Annotated in this window: 3 protein-coding genes and 1 pseudogene; 3 read left to right on the top strand and 1 reads right to left on the bottom strand. The window is 46.4% G+C overall.

Going from position 1 to position 6105, the window contains the following annotated elements:
• Positions 1-99 precede the first annotated feature (99 nt).
• Entirely contained in the window at positions 100-513 is a 414-nt protein-coding gene (locus DXC52_RS09960) for a hypothetical protein (protein WP_147330621.1), read from the top strand.
• Positions 514-1182: 669 nt separating this feature from the next.
• Positions 1183-3030, top strand: coding sequence for a hypothetical protein (locus DXC52_RS09545; RefSeq protein ID WP_117747066.1), 1848 nt, complete (start codon positions 1183-1185; stop codon positions 3028-3030).
• A 132-nt stretch (positions 3031-3162) separates the two neighbouring features.
• Here the strand turns inward: DXC52_RS09545 and DXC52_RS09540 are convergent, their stop codons facing one another.
• Positions 3163-5634 (bottom strand): glycosyltransferase, encoded by a 2472-nt coding sequence (locus tag DXC52_RS09540; protein WP_117747065.1) that lies wholly within the window; start codon positions 5632-5634, stop codon positions 3163-3165.
• A gap of 156 nt (positions 5635-5790) precedes the next feature.
• Between DXC52_RS09540 and DXC52_RS10315 the strand changes: the two are divergent.
• A pseudogene (locus DXC52_RS10315) lies at positions 5791-6105 on the top strand (sugar phosphate nucleotidyltransferase); the annotation flags it as partial.

The following is a 6105-nucleotide window of genomic DNA, read 5'->3' as shown; positions in this document are numbered from 1 at the left end:
GATTGGTCAAAATAGTTTGACTATTAGCGGCTAAAATCGCCCGGCGCTAACACTAAGGGAGTGTTTCTCCCTATTGGAAAAGTTGCAGTTGGCTGCTTCGTGTCTATCGCCGTTTGGTTTATAGCCGACAGAGCTTCTTTTAGCATTAAAGATGCGGTCAAGAAGCTAATAATTCTTAATAATGAGGTTGTTTTTTACAGTATAACTTTAGGGATTATTTCTATTTTTACGGGCAGTTTGCCCCTTTCGGCCTCTTTCTTTATCAATACGGTCTTTCCAATTGCCACGGGGTATGGATGGTGGTTTAACACTTCTGATGCCGGCCTTTTTTTGCTGCTCCCCTATATATTGGAGGGGCTTCGAGCCTGTAGTAGAAGCGAGCACAAATTCCTTTCACTATCATTATCGTTTGCATTTGGATTATTTCGATATTTGCCGTTCGTTTCGTTTCCAGCCGAAGGAATGCTCATCGATCTCATCGTTCTCGCAATTGGTGTCTGTTATTTACGATAACAGTAAATTTTAATACCACTAGCTGGAATAAGTTGGCGCTTGTTGGGACTGCATGTTTTATATCAGGACTTCTCTTGCTGTACCTTCCGTATCATTCGCAAGGAATAATTCACGACTTTGCTGTGAATCTATTTAACGGGTATGTTTATTCATCAGCTAGCATTCTTTCAATGGGTCTCTCGTTTGCAGTATTTCTATCAGTATTTAAATTGTGTCTGAAATATTAATTTAATTCTGCCCGTATCAATTGGCTTGCGGGATCCGCTTTTGCCGTATATCTGATTTCCGACAATTCACTTGCTCAAAGCTGGCTCTGGAAGCGTCTGTTTACCTTTACCAATCTGGGAAATCAACTTGGAATACTGTTAGTGATGGTGATTCCATCGCTGGTGATGGCTTGTTGCCTGACTGTCGATATCGGAAGAAGGACGATTAATTCACACTTATCTTTGACTAAAAAGTCGTTTGTCTAACATTGATCACTCTCGTCTGCTGCTCCATAATTGCCTAATAGATATACAATCCATATGCTGATGAGTGATGTGTCGTTTTATCTGATGCGACATGTTAAACGATTTTTTGGGCATGCTGTTTATTTTGGGAACTGTGGCTCTAGGTCGATTGTGCCTGGATATTCAAAGGTTTATCTGATTACATAGGAAGAGTGAAATGATGAGAAATCGGCATTTGAGTTTATTCAGCGCGATTTGTCTTGTATCAATTTGTTTCACCCCTCTTATATGGCCTACGACCGCATTTTCATTATCTTATGATTATGCAGTTGAAGGCGCTGATGGATCTTTGGTTCAAGCGGGCCTGGAGGCATTTGGGACACTGGGCGGCGACCGCTTGACTTCGGATTCCGTTAATTTAAAAGCGTCTATTGATTTTTCGACATATGAATATACCGGCGCCGCGATTACTCCTGAGGTTTCTGTTTTTGCCGTCGATGGGTCTGTGCTAGTAAACGGTATCAATTACGAAGTCTTGTATTCAAATAATGTTGCCCCTGGCTGTGCCGCTATAAGTGTGAATGGGCTAGGGGATTACTCCGGTATTTCAGCCCAGTTGTCATTTCGAATTGTTCGTTCCTCCGATAATAGCATCGCTCTTCCTGGTTCTTGGGCCTACCAAAATGGTAAATGGTGGTGGAGATATGAGGACGGTGGCTGGCCGTCAAACTGTTTTCTGACTATTGGGGGAGCGGAATATTATTTTGATTCCGAAGGCTACGCAGCTACTGGCTGGAGATATCTGAGTGATGGATGGCACTTATTCTCTGGGTCCTGTGCGCATTTGAAGGGATGGGCTGCCAGCGGTAGTCATTGGTTCTACCTTGACGAAACATCAGGTTTAATGAAGACCGGCTGGGTTTTAGTCAATCATAACTGGTACTATTTGGACCTTTCGGGCGCTATGCAGACTGGCTGGCTGTTCCTTGACAATACTTGGTATTGGCTTGAACCTTCTGGATTAATGGCTACGGGCTTTAAACTTGTTAACGGTGCGTTGTATCATTTTTCTCAATCTGGATCCATGAGCACTGGTTGGTTTGTTGACGATGGGACATGGTATTGTGCCAATGCCACTGGAGCGATTCGCGCTGGATGGTTTTACTATGGCTCTAACTGGTATTGGCTTGATCCTAACAATAATGGTGCCATGCTCCTAGGTTTTCAAACTGTGAATGGCTCTATTTATTATTTGGATCCCGATAGCGGTGGTGCATTAGAGTGCAACGCCTGGATCTTCTCGCAAGATGGAAGCGCATATTATGCGTGCGGCAGTGGAGCAATTGTGTTAACGGGTGTCAAGGACAGCGTGGGCGCGATTAAGCTCAACGACGCCGAAGGAAAGCCCATGGTAGGCTGGTATTGGTCTTCCGCTGCTCAGACGTGGTTTTACACAGATTCAGACGGGGTGCTGCAGCACGGTTGGCAATTAATTGGCGAGAGGTGGTATCACCTCGACAACGAATCTGGCGTTATGAATACAGGCTGGTTCCGCGATGCTGACAGGCTATGGTATTACCTTATGTCGTCAGGTCAAATGGCAACCGGCTGGAACAGTATCGATAATGGCGAGTATTTCTTTAATGCAGCTGGTGCTTGGGTAGAGCCCGAACGTTCTGCCCACACTTCCTCTCAGTCTCAAATTGTTGGCCGCTGCTACAACGTTCCTTCTCCTGGAGTGGGGTTGTGCTCGGAGTGGGTTAGCGAGGTTTTTTATCCCGTGCTAGGGTCTTATCCCAACGGTGACGCATGCGACATGTTTTGGAATTGGTGTCACAGTCGAGATATATCGCAGCTTAAGGTTGGAATGATAGTTGCGGTCCCTACTCATACGCATACAAATGCGGGGGCTCGCTGGGGACACATTGCTATTTACGTCGGTAACGGTATGGTTATGGATAACATCGGCTACATCAGGACGACATCACTGGCCTGGTGGCTGAACTACTACCACACTACCGCTACGCCTCAGTGGGGCTGGGTTTTAAATACGCCTTTGGAATAAGATGCTCTCTGACTGTCGAGTGAAGGACAACTTATCACAATAGGGGAATCGAGGGTTAATCCTCGATTCCCCTATCTAGCCTAGACACATGCTAATTTGCCTAGATTGAATAAGAAAAGAAATGCAAACTTCTTATAAATGATAATAACGATTCGCGGGTTCCCCGACGGTGAAGTTTGGATTCATATAAGGATCGCCTTTGACGTAATACTTAGCCCATCGATAATTCATGTACGCGACCTCTTTGTGGAAGCGAATCTGCTTCTCCGTATTGTTTTCAACGCCTCTAGAAATCGACTCGTAGTGATAGAGCTCGACTTCGGGTGTGTATACAATTAGGTCGTTGATCTCGCGTAGCTTTAAGCAAAAGTCAACGTCATTAAATGCAACTTGAAGCTCTTCCGTGAAACCTCCGACTTTCTCATATTCATCACGCTTGGTCATTATGCAAGCTGCGGTGACGGCGCTGAAGTCTTGTTGTGCATCGTTGAGTGCAAAGTAGCCCCAGTTATCCCTTGGCATGCTTTGGCAAAGATGTCCTGCCACGCCACCAGTGACGCATAAGCCCGCGTGCTGGATGGTGTTGTCGGGATAGTAGAGTTTTGCACCAACTGCGCCGACATCCTCACGTGCGCAGATGCCAAGCATAGTCTCAATCCAATTGGGCGTAATTACCTCAGTATCGTTATTCAACAGCAAGAGATAGTCGCCCTTGGCGTGAGCAACGCCAAAGTTCATGAGCTTGGAGAAATTGAATTCGTGCTTCCAAGTTACAAGACGAACGATGTCAGGATATTTTGCTTGCAACTTATCGTAATAATCGAACGTCTCCTTTTCTGTGCTGTTGTTTTCGATTATGACAAGCTCGAAATTGTCGTACGTTGATTTCTCAACAATTGACTTAATGCAGTTGTCCAGAATGTTGGCGTGGTCTTTAGTTGGAATGATAATTGACACGAGTGGATGGGAATCTGGCACAGCGTAGGTTACTTTATATGTAAAGGGACGACGCGCTTGTTCGACCTTCGCATTGAGCCCAAGCCTGTCCAAATGACTCTGGACCGCTTTGATACCTGCGATAGTGGCATACGGCTTGCTATCGGCATTTGCTGCGGTGGAGGTCTCGCTTAGGCGCCAGTGATATAGAACCTTTGGAACATGATGAACTTTCCTTGCCTTTTCCACGGCGCGGAGAGTCAGATTATGATCCTGCGCTCCATCGAACTCTTTCGTGTTCGGTTCTAGAGTGTCAAGCAGAGACTTACGGATGGTAAGCATATGGCAGATATAGTTATTGTTTCTGAGCAGATCGATATTGAAATCCGGCTTAAAGAACGGCTGCGCTAGCTTTCCATCAGGCATGAGTTTATCTTCATCACAATATAGAAGATCGACGTCATCATTGTTTTCAATTGCCTCGGCATATGAGAACAACAAGTCCGGTTCAAGAATATCGTCATGGTCAAAGAAGCTAACGAAATCACCCGAAGCGATGGCAACGCCGGCGTTTGTATTTTCGGAAATGCCCTTATTCTCGGTAAGGTTAATTGATTTAATTCTGTTGTCGTGGGCCGTCTCCTGCTCAACGTGAACCTTTAGTTCCTGATTGTCAGGACTTGCATTAACTAGGATGAGCTCCCAGTTTGCATAAGACTGGTTTTTTACGGATTCGGTCATATCGTTAAAGAACGAAATGGGTGTGTTGTATAGAGGGACAATAATGCTGAACTTCGGAGCACTGTTGAAGACGATTTTTCTCTGCTTCTCCAGAGCGCCGATGGTTGCCTTATGCTCCGTGAACCATTCGGGGTATTCAGGGTCAAACTGCGCATGGGTAAAGAGAAAGTTGGTCTCCTCAAGAAGCAAGCCTAACTTATCGGGTGTTAAGCAGTCAAATGCACTGAATGATGGGTGATTTTGATCGTCAATAACAAAGTAGTAACGATCGAACGCCTTTGGCATTCGAATTGAGAGCTGCGTTTCAAGCTGCTTTTTCTCAGACGTAAATCCAACGCTTGTTACATTCGAACCGAAATTGACGATGCTCAAATTAACTTCATTAAGGGTTCGATCGAAACAACGAAGTTTGATTTGCGAGTCGCTACGATAAGGAGTTCTCACCGTGCACCTAAGGATATAGTCGCTTGAATCTTCGATGCACTGCCAGAAATCAATCGTTGCCATGTCAAACTCTGAAACGTCATCGTAGTTTCGGAGTTTGCTGCACATGTCAGGTTTAATTTTGTAGTTAAGGCGCGACTCCCATTTGATGTTCTTGCAATTTAGCGAAAGGGAGTCGCTGCTCAGGGTGCGACCGTCTTGGCCGATTTCGCTAAACTCAATTTTGATGGTGCGAGCATCGGGATCGGGGACTACAAGGACGTATGAGTTCGAGTCACAACTATTGTCCCGGAATTTTAGGAGGGATAAAGGTGAGCGGCGGTTATCGTCTGTAGCCGCCTGGGCTGTTACGCTGGAGCCTTTATGGATGCCTTCAATCTTAAGCTGCTGGTAGATTTTCCAGTTTCCTCTGCATACTCCGGTTGTTTCGACTCGCATTGTTTGCCTTTCGTTTGTTGGACACTGCTCATTGTACTTTTTCATTTGTTGCCTCGCTAGAAATGCAGAAAGAGTTGCGTGTTTCTGCTGTCCGATTTAAATAAGAAGACGGGGAGGTTGCTGCCGGTGCGTATAATTAAATTAACTATGCATCTGTAATCAGCGGCTTTTGCTCAACGATTGTCAATCGAGAGGATTTTTATGAAAGGCATCATCCTCGCCGGCGGGTCCGGCACGCGCCTGTACCCGCTCACGCTCGTGACCTCCAAGCAGCTGCTGCCGGTCTACGACAAGCCCATGATCTACTACCCGCTGTCCACCCTCATGCTGGCGGGCATCCGGGACATCCTGGTCATCTCCACGCCGACCGACCTCCCCAACTTCGAGCGCCTGCTCGGCGACGGCTCGCGCTACGGCGTGAACCTCTCCTACGCCGAGCAGCCTAGCCCCGACGGCCTGGCGCAGGCCTTCACCATCGGCGAGGACTTCATCGACGGCGAGCCGTGCGCGCTCGTC

The organism is Collinsella sp. TF05-9AC, assembly GCF_003438495.1.
Classification (GTDB): Bacteria; Actinomycetota; Coriobacteriia; order Coriobacteriales; family Coriobacteriaceae; genus Collinsella.
The sequence above is the reverse complement of the archived record's forward strand: the minus strand, read 5'-3'. Positions and strand labels throughout refer to the sequence as shown.

Coding starts and splice junctions, on each gene's coding strand:
- DXC52_RS09545 (WP_117747066.1), top strand. CDS start 1,183: ATGATGAGAAATCGGCATTTGAGTTTATTCAGCGCGATTTGTCTTGTA.
- DXC52_RS09540 (WP_117747065.1), bottom strand. CDS start 5,634: ATGAAAAAGTACAATGAGCAGTGTCCAACAAACGAAAGGCAAACAATG.